This is a genomic window from Sorangium sp. So ce128, assembly GCF_051525245.1.
Classification (GTDB): Bacteria; Myxococcota_A; Polyangia; order Polyangiales; family Polyangiaceae; genus Sorangium; species Sorangium cellulosum_B.
In genome coordinates, this window is the sequence record NZ_CP150313.1 from 10,723,488 (window position 1) to 10,738,449 (window position 14,962).

Below are 14,962 nucleotides of genomic sequence, written 5' to 3' on the forward strand. Positions count from 1 at the left end.
CGCGCGCTCGAGGGTCGAGGGGAGGCCCCCGTCGCTCGCGGACCTCGCTCCTTGAGGAACACATGCTGTTGACGAGATGGACTGGGCGGCCGTGGTGATCGCGGCCACGGCGCTGCTCGCGTGCGAACGGGAAGGCGCGAGCGACGGCGACGGCGGTGGCGGCGGGTCCGGATCGAGCACGAGCGGGTCGAGCGCCGCGTCGACGATGTGCGGCGACCGCCTGGTGCGGGGCGCCGAGGCCTGCGACGACGGCAACGTCCGGAACGAGGACGGCTGCAACGCCGTCTGCGTGATCGAGGCGGGCTACGAGTGCAACGGCGAGCCCAGCGCCTGCGGCCCGCTCTGCGGCGACGGCCTGCTCATCGGCAACGAGGGCTGCGACGACGGCAACACCGTCGACGGCGACGGCTGCAGCCCCGATTGCGACGTCGATCACGGCTACCAGTGCACCGGCGAGCCCAGCGCCTGCGCCCCCATCTGCGGCGACAGCATCGAGGCGGGCCCGGAGGAGTGCGACGACGGCAACACCGCCGACGGCGACGGCTGCAGCAGCACCTGCCACGACGAGGGCGACCGACGCCCCGCCCCCCACCGCTGATCCACGCCCTGAGCGGGGGCGCCCCCGCTCAGGGTGTCCGGGTTTTTAGGCTGTCGATCGCGTGGACGGGCGCCTGGTCGCCGGCCATGAGGTGGGCGATCGCCCCGTAGACCAGCCGCTGGCTCTCCAGCATGCTCTTGCCGGCGAACACCGGCGAGGTCACGACCAGGTTGAAGTGGCCCCCGCCGCCGGTCACCTCGGCGGTGGAGCCTTCGATCTTCTCTTCGATGGCCCGCTTCAGGGCCTCGGGGATCGACCCCTGAAAGGTCGTCAAGTGGCTCGGCATGGGCGCTCTATAGGCCATCGCCCCGCCGCGGGAAAGCCGGAGCGCGAGGCTCGGGCCGCGGCGGGGCGCGATGTCGACGGGATCGACGCGACGGGACGGGAGAGGCGGGATCGGCGCGGTGGGGTCAGGCGCGCGCGGTCGCGCCGGCCAGCTCGATGAGCCCGGCCGCGCCCATGCCGCCGCCGATGCACATCGTCACGACGGCGTACCGGCCGCCGCGCCGGCGCAGCTCGTAGAGCGCGGTCGCGGTGAGCTTCGCGCCGGTGCACCCGAGCGGGTGGCCGAGCGCGATCGCGCCGCCGTTCACGTTGAGCTTCTCCTCGGGGATCTCGAGCGTCCGCTGCACGTAGACGGCCTGCGAGGCGAACGCCTCGTTGACCTCGAAGAGGTCGATGTCGGCCATCTTCAGCCCCGTCCTCGCGAGCAGCTTGCGCACCGCGGGCACCGGGCCGATGCCCATGATGGCGGGGTCGACGCCGACGGTCACGAACGCCCGGAAGTACCCGAGCGGCTTCACCCCGAGCGCGTCCGCCTTCGCCTTGCTCATCACGAGCGCCGCGGCGGCGCCGTCCGACAGCGGCGAGCTGTTGCCCGGCGTGACGCTCCCCTTCGCGGAGAACGCCGGCTTCAGCCCCGCGAGCGCCTCCGCCGTCGTCTCCTTGCGGATCAGCTCATCGGTGCGGAAGTCGAAGGTCGCGCGCTTGCCGTTCTCGAAGCGCACCCCCTTCACGGTGACGATCTCGTCCTCGAAGCGCCCGGCCGCGCGCGCCGCCGCCGCCTTCTGGTGGCTCTTCAGCGCGAACGCGTCCTGGTCGGCGCGGCTCACCTGGAAGCGGTTCGCCACGTTCTCCGCGGTGATGCCCATCGGCGTGTACACCGTCGGACACCGCTCCATCGCCTCCGGCGACGCGCTCAGCTTGTTGCCGGTCATCGGCACCATCGTCATCGACTCGACGCCGCCGGCGACGGCGATGTCGAGCGATCCCATCGCGATGCTGCCCGCCGCGCTCGCGATCGCCTGGAGCCCGCTCGAGCAGAAGCGGTTGATGGTGATCGCAGACCCTTCCTGCGCCATCCCGCCGAGGAGCGAGACGACGCGCGCGATGTTGAGCCCCTGCTCGCCTTCCGGCATGGCGCAGCCGAGGACGAGGTCCTCGACGTCCTCCGGCTTCACCTGGGGGACGCGCTGGAGCAGCGCGGCGACGACCTCGCCGGCGAGCTCGTCGGGGCGCTTCAGCGCGAGCGACCCTTTGTGGGCCCGGCCAACGGCCGAGCGGACGGCCTCTGCAATTACGACGTCGACCATGGCGTTCACCTAGTTCCGGAGGGGCTTGTTGTTCATCAGCATGTACTGCATTCGCTCGGCGCTCTTGGGCTCGCCGCACAGGCTGACGAACGCCTCGCGCTCGAGCTCGAGGATCTCGTCCTCGGTCACCTCGCGCGCCCCGCCGCCAGCGCCGCCGCAGAGCACCTCGGCGAGCTTGCGCGCGATCTTCGCGTCGTGCTCGCTGGCGTGGCCACCGGCGACGAGCGTGTCGATCATCATCTGCAGCGTCGCGATCCCGCTCTCGCCCGGCAGCTTGTAGGCGCGCGGCACGGGCGCGTGGTACCCGGCCTCGGCCAGCCCGATCGCGCGCGCCTTCGCCTCGTACAGCTGGCGGGCCCTGTCGAACGAGACGCCGTCCGTCTTGCGGAAGAAGCCGAGCGCCTTCGCCTCGTCCGCGCTGGTCGCCACCTTGGCGAGGGCGATGTTCTTGAAGACCTGCGTCACGATGTCGTACGTCGGCACCGTCACGCCCTCGGGGATCCCCTCCAGCGCGCGCCAGAGCATGTTGAGCGTCCCCGCGCCGCCCGGGATCAGGCCGACGCCGACCTCGACGAGCCCCGCGTACGTCTCGGCCGCGGCCTGCACCGCGTCGCAGGCGAAGCAGAGCTCGAGGCCGCCGCCGAGGGTCATCCCGTAGGGCGCGGCCACGACCGGCACGCTCGCGTACTTCAGCCGCTGGGTCGCGTCCTGGTACGCCCTCACCATCTTGCGGATCGCGTCCCAATCCTTGTTGCCCGCGGCCATGGCCACGAGGAACAGGTTGGCGCCGACGCAGAAGTGCTCGCCCTGGTTCACGACCACGAGCGCGCGGAAGTCCTGCTCGGCCTTCTCGGCGGCGAGCGAGAGCATCCCGATCGAGTCCGGATCGAGGCTGTTCGCCTTGGTCTTGAAGGTGACGCCGAGCACGCCGTCGCCGAGGTCCCAGGCCTCTGCGCCGTCATTGGCGAGCACGGCCTTCGCGCCCCTCGCGGTCGCGCGCGCGCCGGCCAGCGTCACGTTGCGCGGATCGACCTTCTGGGCGACGTACTCCCCCTTGAGCAGATCGAACACCGCCCCGTCGGCGCGGTAGAACGACGTCGCGCCGCTCTGCTTCATGCGGAGGATCGACTCGGGCAGCTTGATGCCGTCCTTCTGCATGCGCTCCACGGTCTCGGCGAACCCGAGCGCGTCCCAGGTCTGGAACGGCCCGAGCTCCCAGTTGTACCCCCAGCGCATGGCGTCATCGATCGCCACGATGCTGTCGGCGATCTCGCCGACGCGCCGCGCCGTGTACGCCAGCGAGCGGGAGAGAACCTTCCAGGCGAACTGCCCCGCCTTGCCGGGGTCGCTGGCGAGCTTCTTCACGCGCGCGGTGGGATCCTCGATCTTCTCGCACGACCTCGTGGCCTTCTTGATGGCCTCGTCGCCGCCGTGCGGGCGGTACTCGAGCTTCACCGGGTCGAACGTCTCCAGGCCTTCCTTGCCCTTGCGGTAGGAGCCGCCCTTGGTCTTGTCTCCGAGCAGCTTCGCCTCGATCATCTTCCTGACGTAGGCGGGCATCTTGAAGACCTCGCGGTCCTCGTCGCGCTCGAGCGCCGAGTAACAGTTGTCGGCGACGTGGGCGAAGGTGTCGAGCCCGACGATATCGCCGGTCCTGAAGCTCGCGCTCTTCGGGTGGGCCATGGCGACGCCGGTGATGGCGTCGACGTCCTCCGGCGCGAGGCCGTCCTCGATCATGAGGTGGATGGCGGTCAGCATCGCGTGGGTGCCGATGCGATTGCCGACGAAGTTCGGGGTGTCCTTGCCGAAGACGAGGCCCTTTCCGAGCACGTCCTCGCCGAGCCTCCGCACGCGCGCGACGACGGCGGGATCGGTGTCGGGCCCGAGGACGAGCTCGAGGAGCTTCATGTACCGGACCGGGTTGAAGAAGTGCATGACGAGGAATCGCTTGCGGAAGTCCGCGGAGCGCCCTTGCATCATCTCCTCGATGCGCAGCCCGGACGTATTCGACGCCACGATCGCGTCAGGCCGCAAGACCTCTTCGAGCCGCGCGAAGAGGGCGCGCTTCGGCTCCATCTTCTCGATGATGGCCTCGATAACGAGGTCGCATTGGGCGAGCTCGGCGAAGTGGTCTTCGGTGTTGCCGGTGCGCACGAGGCGGGCGTTCGACGGGTGGAAGAACGCGGCGGGCCTGGCCTTGAGGGCCTTCTCGAGCCCGCCTGCGGCGAACCTGCTGCGGGCGGCCGGGTCCTTCTTTTCGGCGTCGGTGAGGTTCGGGGGCACGATATCGAGGAGCAGGACCTCGATGCCGGCGTTCGCGAAGTGGGCGGCGATGCCGCTGCCCATGACGCCCGCGCCGATGACGCCCGCGCGGCGGATTGGTTTCGTCATGCAGATCCTCCGAGAGAGATGAATGGGGCGCAAACCATTGACGGAAAGGGCCCCGAGCGCAAGCGTATCCGGGGTGGACGGCCGCGCGGGAGAGCGAGCAAGGTTACGCGTCGCCGTCGAGGGCGCGCGCTGATCAGCGAGGCGTCGCGGGACGCCGGGCGGACCAGCGCGGGTGTGCGACACCGAGCGACAGCTGCAATGAGAGGCGGCGCACGTGGGACACCGCACGGGCCAGCGCGTGTGTGTGTGGTGTGAGCGGCAGCTGCGATGAGGGGCGGCGCACCGGAATGAGGGGTGGCGCATCCGGATGAGGGACGGCGCATCCGGAGCGGACGCGGCAGCGTCCTCTGGACTACCGACGACCCGTGCGTTCCAGCGATTGGCCGTCCTCGGTGCGTTTCCGTTTCCGGGAGAGCGGGGGAGATGGGGAGTTGGTTTCTGGGACGACCTGTCCAGGGCGCCCGCCTGCGATGCGGGCGTGCTCAGGCGAGGCCGTCCGGGCGTGCTCAGGTTGGGCCGCTCAGGCGTGCTCAGGTGAGGCCGCGCAGGCGCGTCGGCTGGTGTCGGTCGCTCAGTGCCATGCCTGAGCGGACTGAACTGGCTGTCCGGTGCGGTCGTGCTCGGCGAGGAGGCGCTTCGAGATCTCGACGCACTCGATGCAGGTGGCGAAGCGCGACTTGTGCAGGCACTGGATCCAGGTCGCCGACCCTTGCGCCAGGAACTCCTCCGGATCGAGGTGCTTGCCGCAGGCGACGCAGTGGATGTGCTTGTGCTCGTGGGGCTGCGCCGGGCGCGCGGGCGCGAGCGCCTTCCGCTCGCGCTTGGTCAGTCGCTTCTCTCGCTTCATGGTCTCCTCGATGACGGGTGGCCGCACGGCCTCGTGCGGGCGCGGGTGAAGCTACCACGCGCCGCTTGGCGGAGGTCCCGGCGGGCGGCGACGCGGCAGCGTGGGACGGACCTGCGCGACGCCGCCTGCGAACGGCGGCGCCGTGGGGGCGTGTGGGTTGACTTCCCTCAGGTGGTGTGCGTACCGAGCGAGGCGACCCCGCCTCCCCGGGCCCACGCTGCCGTCCGGCCAGCGCTGCGAGGAAGCGGCGTGAGTGCTGGGCAGGCGCTTGCGAGGCGCCGCGCGCATCGACGGCGCGAAGAACAGCGGTGAGCGCAGCATGGCTTGAGGAGGGAGTGCGACGCGGAGTGCCCAGGCCGAGCGTCAAGACCATGGGAGGTAGCGGTCGCAGCGATCACTTCCAGAACTCCCACCATCGCCTGGCGGCTGCCGCCATACGAGCGGCCTCCGCGAAGATGACGGAGGGGACACGCTCGACATCTGGGCCCTCCTCGAAGACCAGCTGTTCGTCGTCCAGACGGTACAGCTGAAATACGTTGTACGACTCCCCCGACACGAGCTCGACCACGACCTGAATCGCGTCGACGTCCTCCAGTGCGCCGCGGGGCCGCACGCGCACGTCACGGTAGACGGCGGCCGCTCGGAGGTGTTCTGCCACAACCTTTTGCCTCAGCCGGGTGATGAGCAGGTTCGATCCATCGGCGCCGCCCTGCGCCGCGACCCCGATGTCGTACATCCCGTTGGGCTGGACAGCGATGAAGCCGGGAAGAAACGAGCCATCTTGAAGGAGCGCGCGCCTCGCCAAATCGAGCGACCGCTCGACGAGCCGCTGGATCTCGAATCGCTTCGCGTGAGGATCTTTGCTCATTGATCCTGTCTCCGATGATGGGTCCACCTGCCTGCGGGTCCGATGGCGCCGCGAGTGAGACGGGCAGGTCGTTACATCATCATGGGATACTCAGCAAGAAGAGGACGCCGGCTCGGAGCGGCGAGAGCACACGGTGCGTCTAGATTGCCGACGCGTGTCCCCGCATGAGCCCCCAGAAAAACATCGACACAGGGAGAAAGATCGACGCGGCGAAGCAATGAAACCTAGCGCTGACCAGGGGAGCCTCAGGGCTCCTCGCGGAGCGCTTCCTGGCGGGCCTTGACCTGAGCAACCAGCGCGCCGACCCTCGCCAGGGTCGCCTTGTACGACTCGGCGTTCTTCTGTGTATCGCGCACGTACGACAGGACTTTGTCGGTATCCGCGAACCACGCCTTCAGCCGGGCGGGGCTCTTGACGAGCTCGTCGATCGTCACGCCGCTCGGCCACTTGGCCCACATCGCGATGGGCAGCTCGCCGCCGGCCGCTGCCCGGTTCCAAGCGTCGGCCGGGCTCCGGTCCGAGCTGACGCAGTGCTCCTCGCCATTGACCGGTGCCGCGCAAAAGCTGCCGAGCGAGTCCGCGTGGGCCGGGGGCACGAAGCGCTCTGGAGCGAACGCGCCGAGCAGCCCTGCGATGACAGCGATCGAGAGGATCTTGAGAGATTTCGTCATACGGCGTGGATTCTTGCCGAGCGCGTGCTCCGAACGGAAGCAAAAAGGAGCGCGCAGGATTGAGATTCCGGGGCAAGGAGGCCCTGGCACCACTCACGACATCGTGCCGAGCACAAAGAGCACATCCGTCCAGAGCGGCCAGAGGGTGCGGAAGGGGTGGGTGGCCAGCAGGAGGCCACCGTTCGGCAGGCGCCGCACGTGGTACGGCGAATGGCGCTCGATGAACCGGATATGCCTGCCCGTGGCGACCTTCACCTCGTTTGAGGGCTCGCCCTCCCTGGGCTCTTCGATGATCTCCTGGACGAGCTCACGCGCGCGAGGCTCGACGGAGCGCCATGTTTCGTCCGGCACTGCCGAGGCTTCGAGCGCACCGCAAGGCGGCGCCTCGCGTCTCCTGCTTCAAGGCGACTCTGCGAAGATGACCGAGGTGGCCTGCTCGATCTCCGGTTTGTCGTAGACGATCTGTCCCGTGTCGTTCCTGCGATAGAGCTGGAACGCCTGGACCGCTTCGCCCGAGGCGAGCTCCACGACGGCATGGATGGCGTCCACGTCCTCCGATGCGCCTCGTTCGCGGACCCGCACGTCTCGATAGAGCGCGACCGCTCGGAGCTCCTCGGCCGCCGCGCGCTGCCGGAACGCGGTCGTGAGGAGTGTCCAGCCGTCAACACCGCCGTGCGGTGCGACGCCGATGGCGTACTTCCCGCTGGCGTCGACCGCGATGGAACCGGGGAGAAATGTTCCCTGTTCCTCCAGAGCACTCCTTGCGACGTCGAGCGCCAGCTCAACGAGACGCGAGAGCTCGCCCATCCTTTCGCCATGTTCATTGTTCATAGACGATGTATCCCGATTCTGATGTTTTATGGAGGTCTCGGTGAATACAGCGAGCCGCGAGGCAGAGCGAACAGGTCCTCCTGTCATGACGTGATGCCGAGCAAGAAGAGAGCATCCGCCCAGAGCGGCCAGAGCGTGCGGTAGGGGTGGGTTGCCAGCACGACGCCGCCGCGTGGAAGGCGCCGCACGTGGTAGGGGGCGTGGCGCTCGATGAACTGGACGTGCTTGCGCGAGGTGACGTCCGCCTCGTAGGTGGGCGCGCCGGCTTTCGTGGCTGCGATGGTCTCAAGGACGGCCGATTCGACGGTGCGCCATTCCTCATCCGCCACCGCAGACGCTTCGAGTGCGTCGAGCAACGCAGTCGGTGACTCCGTGAGCGCCTTGAGGACCGCTTCACGCGACAGCTCAGCGCCGTCCTCAACAGCTACGCGCGCTCCGGGCGGCGCGGCGTCAACGCGCGCGTGCAACACGTCCGTTGCCATTCTCGCGGCATGTGGGACTTTGTCGCCATCCTTCAGATTTACCCACGTAAGAGCGAGATCGTGTGCAACCGACGCCGCGTTGGTGTGATAGGTCGCGCATGCCTTGATTGGCGGCCCCCAAGCCGCAAATTCCGTCCAGGCACCGGCCGTCACGCGCGCACGCGCATCCGGCGCGCAGAGGCGGACCATAAGATCTTCGAGATCCTGCTGGACCTGCATCGCCAGGATCGCCGCCTCGGCCTCGACAGAGCGCGCACCGCCGAGGGCGATGCGGAGGTTCCAGGGAAGTAGATCGCTGCGATCGCCGGGGCGTGCGCATAGCGGACCGGAGGGATACCTGCGCTCCCACTCTTCGCCGTTGCATTCGATAGCGATCTCGATTACGCCTCCGGAGCTCAGCGTCGCGCCGAAGGATGCGAAGACGTGCGTCCCTGCGGTGAATCCTGCGCGCACCGCCGCGACCGTCTCGCTGAGGGTGACCGTATCGCGCCATCGCCAGGTGCTATCGGGATGGTCGATGGACTCGATGTGGAAGCCGCACGTTCCCCCCGGGATGACGAGAGCAGACAGAGCCGCCGCGAGCGCGTCGACCCTGTCCGTCTCGTCACACCATGCATAGAGCCAGGGACCTGATACGCTCATAGCTGGATCACCATGACCAGGTTCCTAAAGCCTTCAAGCTTGATGCGCTTACTCGTGAGCGCGTCGACTAGATAGCCGTCTCTGACGATCTTGTTCTCATTCTTGAGCGGCGCACCCTTGGGGATGATGAACTCGATCCGCTCGACGTCGCTGGCAAGTCCGTTTTTGCTCAGTTTCTTCATCGCATTCTCCAGTTGCGTGAGTGCGTGGTCGATGTCGACCTTCCCCGTGGCACGGTCAATATCCTTCACCTCGGTCAGGGCCAGCTTGTTTCCCTTGGTCACGGTGAGGAAGTCGGGAGCCCTTCCCAAGGTCGTATTTGGCGGAGACTCCTTCGGTATGTCCAGCACCCGGCGCACTCCATCGTCGCCGACGCCGATCAGCGCCCGCCCGTCGTCCAGCATGAACTTGGCCGCCTTCTTCTCCATCGCGTCGAGCGGCTTGCTCGTGACTGCCCCGCGCAGCGTCTTGTACCAGGTGCGCCGCGGTGCGCGCAGGGCCGTGGCAAGCTCCTCGCCAAACTGCGCGATCTCCTCGGCAACCCGAATCGCATCCGGCGTCAGCCCGCCGGCGCGACTGACCGCGCGCCACATCGGCCCGACCGCCCCGAGCCCGAAGCCCATCCCCGAGAAGATCCGCTCCTCGGTGCTGAGCTCCTGCCCCGACGGCAAGCACCACGCCTTCCCCGTCACCGCCTCGCACAGGTCGAGCGCCGGCCCGACCACCGGCACGAACCCCACCCCGATGCGCGTCGTCGCGTGGACGAGCGTCTGCATCACCTCCGCGTACGCCCCGAACCCCTCGGCGACCGTCGACATCGCCCCCGCGAAAGCGCTGATCGTCTGGTAGAGCTGCGTCTGCTCCAGGTCGAGCCCGTCCCCCGTCCACTGGTTCAGGCTGTCCTTCATCTGGTCGGCGAGCGCGTCGAATCTCGGCTTGAGCACCGTGTCCACCTGCGCCCGCAGGTCCGCCGGCACCGGCGTGTCCACGAACCAGTCCGACGCATTCATGAACCGCCGCACGACCCCGGTGATCCGGTTCTGCGCCTTCAGGAACGCGTTCGTCTCCGCCAGCGACACCCCCATCCGGTCGCGCAGCGCGATCTCCAGCGCCGCGCTGTTCGCCCGCCACGCCCGCACGTTCGCCACGAAGTCCGCCCGCGCGACCACCACGTCGCCGCTCACGTCCTTCTCCAGCGCCGCGATCACGCCGTCCGCATACGCCGCGTACGGGTCCCTCCCCTCCTCGAACGCTCCCTCCACTTCGGCGATGTCCGGCACCTCGACCCATGGCACCTCGCTCTCCCCGAGCGCGTACGCCCAGGGATCGTCCGGGTTCCATCCCTCGGCGCGCGCATCCTGCGTCGCGAGGTCCGCCACCTCGTCCGCCTGCGCGCCGAACTCGTCGATCAGCCGCCCGAGCTCGTCCTCCAGGTCGCTGACGCTCTTCTTCAGGTCGTCGACGAGCTGCTCCATCGCCGCCCGCGTCGCCGGGTCGACCACGTCCTCGTACCGGTCGAGGATCGCGTCGAGGTCGGTCCGCGAGATCTCGTCCAGCGGCCGGCTCACCAGGTCGTGCAGCTCGGTGTCGAGCTGCCGCAGCAGATCCATCCGCGCCCGGAGGTCCGCCACCTTGGCGGCATTCCGGAGGATCGCCTCCATCAGCTTGCCGATCGCGATCTCCAGATCCGCGATGTCGCGCGCAAGCGCGGGGTTGATCTCCGCGAGGCTGAGGTTGGCGACGGTGCTGCCATTGAAGCCGGTGCTATCGCGGCGGATGTCGAAGAGCGGCTTGTTCAGCCCGAGCGGCTCCGAGACGAGGTGCACCACGTCGTGCGCGTGGGTACACCAGTTGCCCCCGTTGACGGTGTGGACCCCGAAGTCGAACTGGTTGGCCCCCGTGAGGAGCAGCACCGAGTCGAACCCCGCCTCGAGCGTGTTGCTCCGAGAGCCGTCGCCTTCGACCTGCAGCGCACCCGGGATCCCGAACGTGGGCAGGGGCGTCTGGTTCACCTCGAAGAGGGCGTCCCCCTCCGTCTCCAGCTCGCCGCTCGCGCACGAGTCGACGTCCTGGCGGTTGCTCCAGAGGATGGTGTACGGCGTGCCGGCCCACGCGAACGACGGCGCCAGCACCGCCAGCGCCGTGACAAGCGCGACGAGCTTCTGGATCACCACGGAGCTCCGGCCGCGCAGCGCGACGTCCTTCGAGCTTCTCATGTCCCCTCCGCACCGCGCACGGCGGCGTCATACGCCATCGCGGCGCCCTTCACGTCGCCCGCGTCGAGCCTCGCCTGCGCTGCGTCGAGCTCCGCTGCAGCCATCCCCTGCTCCCGCAGCGCCGCGAGGCCCGCCGCGATCTTCCGCGGCAAGCCCGTCCTGAGCTCGACCTCCGCGGCGTCGAACCGCTCTCGGAGCGCCGCGCACCCTGCCTCTCGCCACGAGGACGACGTCGCCTCGCAGAGCGGCCGCATCTGCACCAGCGCCAAGAGCTCCCCGCACCGCTCGGCCAGCAGCGGCAGCCCGAGCTTCTCGCTCATCGGCGGCGCCGCCGACAGCGCCGCCGCCCGCGCGCGCGCTCCCTCGCTGAACGCCTCCGAGGCCCGGCGGATCCGCGACCGCGCGCTCGCCTCGCGCGCTCGGTCGTCTGCCTCCAGCGCGACGAGCGCCTGCCGGCGCAGCGCGATGCCGCCGAGCAGCGCCGTCGCGGTCGCGTCGCTCCGGGCGACCCGCCGCTGCGCGTAGCCCAGCATCGCGCTCAGCGAGCGCAGCGCCCCCGACGTCATGTCCGGCACCGCCGCGCCGTGCGTCGCAAGGACGTCCTTGTGCAGCGCGATCGCCTCGTCGAACGACACCGCGAACGCCTGGAGCTCCGCCGACAGCGTCATCACCTCCGCGGCGAGCTCGTTCGGCGCCCGGCTCGCCTCGCGCGCCGCCGCGAGCACCGCCTGCTCCACGCCGTCGAGCTCGTCGATCGCCGAACGCGACGCCTGCGCCGAGAGCGCCGCGTACGCCGCCGTCTCCGCCGCCTCGGTTGCGCGGTAGGCGGCGAAGCGCGCCGCCGCGCCCGCGTACCTGGATTGCAGCGGCGCGACCTCGTCCCTGGCTCGATCGAGGATGGCCTGCACGGCGGCCATCGCCTGCTTGTCCGCCGCGATCGCGGCGACGAGGGGCTCCCTCTCGGCGCTCGCCTTGCCGGTGATCGCCTCGTTGAAGTTGTCGGCCGCATGGATCGGCTCTGCCTGGAGGGCCTCCTCCTGGCTATCCCTGATCAGCCGGAGCAGCTTACCGAGCTCGCCGTGGAGCGTCGCCCGGAGCGACTCGGCGTGCTTCTTCTCGTCGCGCACATAGGACACGACCCGATCGATGGTATCGAACCAGGCCGTGAGCTCCGTCTCGCTCGCGATGAGCTCGTCGGGCGTCACGCGACCCGACCACCTCGCCCACATGAATATCGGCAGCTCGCCGTCCGCCTCGGCCTTGCTCCACGCGCTGGCGGGGCCCTCGCTCGCGTCGACGCAGTGCTCGACAACGCCGGTATTCGGTATCGCGCAGATCCTCCCGCTCAGGGGCTCGTCGTCGCGATCCCACAAGCACCCGGACGCCATCGCGCCGAGCACCAAGGCGGCAAGGGCCACCGCAACGATCGTCGCCAATCGCACCGTTCTCATCGCATTGCCTCCACCCCGCGAATTTTCTCGCCCAAACACGCTCGCCCGCACGTGCTCCAAGCGCAAGCGCCCTCACGAAAGCGGTAGGACATTGCTCGGCCGAGGAGCACGCTGGCTGGCCACGCAGATCCATAGGAATCCACGGGAAATGGATGCGAGCTGGCCGCCGGCGAGGGTCCGCCCCTAAAGTCACCGACAAAGGTGTGACAAAAAGAAGAGGGCCTAGGTTGCAGCCTGAGCCCTCGGTCGACGCTTCGCTCCGATCAGGGCGCTCTTGGCTCAGGCCGGCGCGTCGTCGCCTTCGACCGGATCCTCCTCGTCCGGCGGCGCGCCGCCGGCGCTGCCGCTGCCAGCCGCGCCGCCTCCTCCGCCGGACGTCTCGGTCGCCTTCTTCCTGGTGCTCCGGCTGAAGAGCCGCCGCGTCGCGATGGGCACGAGGCGCGGGATGGTCGGATCCTGCTCGTTGGCGCGCTCGAACACCCGCACGATCTGCTCGAGGAGGATCAGGTTGATGCCGTCGGCCCGGTCGAGGTCGCCGCTCGTGACCTTCTGACCTGCGGGGCGCGCCGCCGCGGTCTTCGCCGCCTGGGTGAGCTCCTCGGCGGCCTCTTCGAGGCGCGCGACGTAGTCCTGGTCGAGGCGCATCAGCTTGGCGCGCACGGCAACAGGGCCCTTCTTCTGCGCGAGGTAGCGCTTGCCGAGCGCGGCGAGCTGGGTGAGCCCGCGCGCGAGCGCGCCCGGATCTTCCGCGGTACCGACGGCCTGCGCGAGCTCTTCGCGCGCCTCCTTGCCCGAACCGGCGACGCCGCGCAGGACCTCGTAGGCCTGGTCGCGCAGGAGCAGCGCGCGCGAGTGCCGCTCCCGCAGCGCCGCGTCCGTCGTGGCGCGCGCCGCGTCCTTCTTCTGCCCGGCGCTCTCGTGCGCCTCGAGCAGCCGCTCGAGCGCGAGCGCCTGCTCGACCGCGAGCGCGAGCAGCTCCGGCGAGAAGCCGCGCAGCTTCTCCCGCTTCTCCTTCGACACGCCCGACCAGCACGCGTGCGCCGTCGCGTAGAGGCGGCGCAGGTCGGTCAAGACACGCGAGGAGGCGATCTGCCGCCCTCGCTCGACGAGCTGGGATTCGGTCGTGCCGTCGAGCAATGCCTCGATGATGCCTGGCTCCGGCTTGCCGAGCCGCTCTGCCAGGGATTCGAGCGTAGGATCGCTGTCATAGGTCTCTTCGGAAGAAGAGATAGGTTTGGCCATCAGCGCAGGCTAAGGGGGTGCGCAGCGGCATGTCGACGGGGTGGCAAGTTTTGGCCATGGCGCCAGGCCAGCCAGCGCCGGGGAGCGTGCCCGTGGATGGCGACGCGCGACGCGCGACGCGCGAGCGCGCGGCGCGGGATCGCCGGCACCGCGGCGGAGGGCGTCGTCATTCCGGGAGGGGGCCATCGTCATCCGAGGTAGACGTCGTCGTCATCCGCCCGGGAGCCATCTGCACCCGACCCGGAGACATCGACATCGGGGCTGGTGCCCGCCGGCATGCGACCGGAGCCCATCAGCATCCGGCCGGAGCCCATCGGCATTGGGCGGCGAGCCATCGTCATCCGGCCCGGAGACGTCGTCATCGAGGCGGGTACCCGCCGTCATCCGACGGGGGGTTCATCGTCATCCGAGGTGGAACCTGTCGTCATCCGGCGCAGACCCGTCGGCATCCGCTCGCCGGACAGGCGCAGCTACCGTTTCCGCCCGTCGGCTGCCGTATCCCGAACGAGCCCGACGGGCGCGACGCCGGCCGGGCTCACGGCGTGAAGCGGTATGTCTCGACGGCGAAGCCGTCGTCGCCCTTGTCGCCGTCGGGCTTATCGGTTGGCCCGCCCCTGCCCGGCGGGCCGATCGTGAAGGTGACGTCCTCCAGGGCGAGCCGATCCTCGTCCATGTAGGCGATGCCGATCGATGGCCCCCCGTCCCACCGCCGGCGTATCCCCCGGGGCCGCCCTGGCCCCCTCCACTGCCGTCGCAGCCCCAGGAACTGCTCCCCGGCTGTCCCTCTCCGCCGATTCCACCACGCCCGCCGAGCCCGCCGTACTGTCCGCGACCACCCAGGCCGCCGTTGCCGCCGCCGAGGGTTTCGATCGCGACGTCGCGCAGCGCCACCTTGGCGCCAGCGAAGGCGATAATGCCGATGGTGCCGCCCCCATAGCCGCCCCCGCGGCCCCCCTTCCCGCCGCAACCGCCGGAGCCGCCGGACCCGCCGGACCCACGGCCGTTCAGCGACCCTCCGCACCCGCCTGAGCGATAGTTGGAGCCCCCGCCCCCGCCGCCCATTCCGTGCACGCCGTCCTTTCCGTCGGCGCCGCTCTCGCCCACCCAGCCCGCTCGGGTCAGCTGCCCCGG

At 69.6% G+C, this 14,962-nt stretch carries 14 protein-coding genes; 1 reads left to right on the top strand and 13 read right to left on the bottom strand.

Going from position 1 to position 14,962, the window contains the following annotated elements; translation table 11 throughout:
* Nucleotides 1-76: 76 nt before the first annotated feature.
* Nucleotides 77-598 (top strand): DUF4215 domain-containing protein, encoded by a 522-nt coding sequence (locus WME82_RS40625; protein WP_438039704.1) that lies wholly within the window; start codon nucleotides 77-79, stop codon nucleotides 596-598.
* A gap of 28 nt (nucleotides 599-626) precedes the next feature.
* Here the strand turns inward: WME82_RS40625 and WME82_RS40630 are convergent, their stop codons facing one another.
* From WME82_RS40630 to WME82_RS40690, 13 genes are all read right to left on the bottom strand, one after another.
* The gene (locus tag WME82_RS40630) at nucleotides 627-884 is read right to left on the bottom strand and encodes a BolA/IbaG family iron-sulfur metabolism protein (protein WP_437277255.1); all 258 of its coding nucleotides are present in this window, start codon (nucleotides 882-884) and stop codon (nucleotides 627-629) included.
* Between the two features lie 124 nt (nucleotides 885-1,008).
* Nucleotides 1,009-2,190: a thiolase family protein gene (locus WME82_RS40635; RefSeq protein WP_437295392.1), complete on the bottom strand. Its 1,182-nt coding sequence runs from the start codon at nucleotides 2,188-2,190 to the stop codon at nucleotides 1,009-1,011.
* Nucleotides 2,191-2,199: 9 nt separating this feature from the next.
* A complete protein-coding gene (locus WME82_RS40640) occupies nucleotides 2,200-4,581 on the bottom strand; it encodes a 3-hydroxyacyl-CoA dehydrogenase/enoyl-CoA hydratase family protein (protein WP_438039705.1) in 2,382 nt (793 codons plus the stop codon).
* A 571-nt stretch (nucleotides 4,582-5,152) separates the two neighbouring features.
* Nucleotides 5,153-5,428, bottom strand: coding sequence for a hypothetical protein (locus tag WME82_RS40645; RefSeq protein ID WP_437325399.1), 276 nt, complete (start codon nucleotides 5,426-5,428; stop codon nucleotides 5,153-5,155).
* Between the two features lie 394 nt (nucleotides 5,429-5,822).
* The gene (locus tag WME82_RS40650; RefSeq protein ID WP_438039706.1) at nucleotides 5,823-6,323 is read right to left on the bottom strand and encodes a hypothetical protein; all 501 of its coding nucleotides are present in this window, start codon (nucleotides 6,321-6,323) and stop codon (nucleotides 5,823-5,825) included.
* A 218-nt stretch (nucleotides 6,324-6,541) separates the two neighbouring features.
* Nucleotides 6,542-6,967, bottom strand: coding sequence for a hypothetical protein (locus WME82_RS40655; RefSeq protein ID WP_438039707.1), 426 nt, complete (start codon nucleotides 6,965-6,967; stop codon nucleotides 6,542-6,544).
* Nucleotides 6,968-7,060: 93 nt separating this feature from the next.
* Entirely contained in the window at nucleotides 7,061-7,318 is a 258-nt protein-coding gene (locus WME82_RS40660) for a hypothetical protein (protein WP_438039708.1), read from the bottom strand.
* A 48-nt stretch (nucleotides 7,319-7,366) separates the two neighbouring features.
* Nucleotides 7,367-7,774 (bottom strand): hypothetical protein, encoded by a 408-nt coding sequence (locus WME82_RS40665; RefSeq protein ID WP_438039709.1) that lies wholly within the window; start codon nucleotides 7,772-7,774, stop codon nucleotides 7,367-7,369.
* A gap of 107 nt (nucleotides 7,775-7,881) precedes the next feature.
* On the bottom strand, nucleotides 7,882-8,922 hold the full coding sequence (locus WME82_RS40670; RefSeq protein WP_438039710.1) for a hypothetical protein: 1,041 nt from the start codon (nucleotides 8,920-8,922) through the stop codon (nucleotides 7,882-7,884).
* On the bottom strand, nucleotides 8,919-11,138 hold the full coding sequence (locus WME82_RS40675; RefSeq protein WP_438039711.1) for a hypothetical protein: 2,220 nt from the start codon (nucleotides 11,136-11,138) through the stop codon (nucleotides 8,919-8,921). The genes WME82_RS40670 and WME82_RS40675 overlap by 4 nt, the downstream gene beginning before the upstream one ends.
* On the bottom strand, nucleotides 11,135-12,580 hold the full coding sequence (locus WME82_RS40680; protein ID WP_438044976.1) for a hypothetical protein: 1,446 nt from the start codon (nucleotides 12,578-12,580) through the stop codon (nucleotides 11,135-11,137). The genes WME82_RS40675 and WME82_RS40680 overlap by 4 nt, the downstream gene beginning before the upstream one ends.
* Nucleotides 12,581-12,868: 288 nt before the next feature.
* Nucleotides 12,869-13,831 carry a hypothetical protein gene (locus WME82_RS40685; protein ID WP_438039712.1) on the bottom strand — a complete coding sequence of 321 codons (963 nt, stop codon included), beginning with the start codon at nucleotides 13,829-13,831 and terminating at the stop codon, nucleotides 12,869-12,871.
* A 535-nt stretch (nucleotides 13,832-14,366) separates the two neighbouring features.
* Nucleotides 14,367-14,504 (bottom strand): hypothetical protein, encoded by a 138-nt coding sequence (locus WME82_RS40690; protein ID WP_438039713.1) that lies wholly within the window; start codon nucleotides 14,502-14,504, stop codon nucleotides 14,367-14,369.
* Between the last annotated feature and the right edge of the window lie 458 nt (nucleotides 14,505-14,962).